Source organism: Ruegeria sp. HKCCD8929 (assembly GCF_013031405.1).
In the GTDB taxonomy this organism is placed as follows: Bacteria; Pseudomonadota; Alphaproteobacteria; order Rhodobacterales; family Rhodobacteraceae; genus Ruegeria.
In genome coordinates, this window is record NZ_WPZY01000130.1 from 1 (window position 1) to 1,391 (window position 1,391).

Consider the following 1,391-nt stretch of genomic DNA (forward strand, 5'->3'; position numbering starts at 1 on the left):
CACACTCCTTTGATTTGATCGTAATTGGCGCGGGCCCTGGTGGCTATGTTGCTGCAATCCGTGGCGCTCAGCTGGGGCTGAAGACGGCGGTGGTTGAGCGTGAGCATCTGGGCGGTATCTGCCTGAACTGGGGCTGCATTCCCACCAAGGCGCTACTGCGGTCCTCGGAAGTGTTTCACCTGATGGAGCGGGCCAAGGATTTCGGGCTGAAGGCGGACAAGATCGGCTATGACCTCGATGCGGTGGTCAAACGCTCGCGCGGGGTGGCCGGGCAGCTTTCGGGCGGCATCGGTCATCTGCTGAAAAAGAACAAGGTCACCGTGGTGATGGGCGAGGCGACGATCCCCGCCAAGGGCAAGGTCAGCGTCAAGACCGACAAGGGGACCGAGGAGCTGAGCGCCCCGAACATCATCCTCGCCACCGGTGCTCGTGCGCGCGAACTGCCGGGGCTCGAGGCGGACGGCGATCTGGTCTGGACCTACAAGCACGCGCTGCTGCCGCCGCGGATGCCCAAGAAACTGCTGGTCATCGGCTCGGGGGCCATCGGCATCGAGTTCGCCAGCTTCTACAATACGCTGGGTGCCGAGACGACCGTAGTCGAGGTGCTGGACCGCGTCCTGCCGGTGGAGGATGCCGAGATCAGCGCCTTTGCCAAGAAGGCCTTTACCAAACAGGGCATGACCATCATGGAAAAGGCGATGGTCAAGCAGCTCGATCGCGGCAAGGGCAAGGTCACCGCCCATATCGAGGTCAAGGGCAAGGTCGAAAAGCACGAGTTCGACACGGTGATTTCCGCTGTCGGCATCGTGGGTAATGTGGAGAACCTCGGGCTCGAAGCCCTGGGCGTCAAGATCGACCGCACCCATGTGGTGACGGACGAGTTCTGCCGCACCGGGGTCGAGGGGCTTTATGCCATCGGCGATATCGCCGGCGCGCCGTGGCTGGCGCATAAAGCGTCCCATGAGGGCGTAATGGTCGCCGATCTGATTGCGGGCAAGCATGCACACCCGGTCAAGCCGGAAACCATCGCGGGCTGCACCTATTGTCATCCGCAGGTGGCCTCGGTCGGCTATTCCGAAGCAAAGGCCAAGGAACTGGGCTATGACGTCAAGGTCGGCCGCTTTCCCTTCATCGGCAATGGCAAGGCAATCGCGCTTGGGGAACCCGAGGGGTTGGTCAAGACCGTATTCGACGCCAAGACCGGCGAGCTTTTGGGCGCGCATATGATCGGCGCCGAGGTGACCGAGATGATTCAGGGCTACGTAGTGGGCCGCCAGTTGGAGACCACCGAAGAGGACCTGATGAACACCGTCTTCCCGCACCCCACGCTCAGCGAAATGATGCACGAAAGCGTGCTCGACGCCTACGGACGCGTCATCCATATGTGAGGC

The 1,391-nt window shown here is 62.0% G+C and carries 1 protein-coding gene; it reads left to right on the plus strand.

Translation table 11 applies throughout. From position 1 onward, the window contains the following. A partial coding sequence (gene lpdA / locus GOX53_RS29380; RefSeq protein ID WP_171182413.1) for a dihydrolipoyl dehydrogenase occupies positions 1–1,388 on the plus strand: 1,388 nt, incomplete at its 5' end. Positions 1,389–1,391 lie beyond the last annotated feature (3 nt).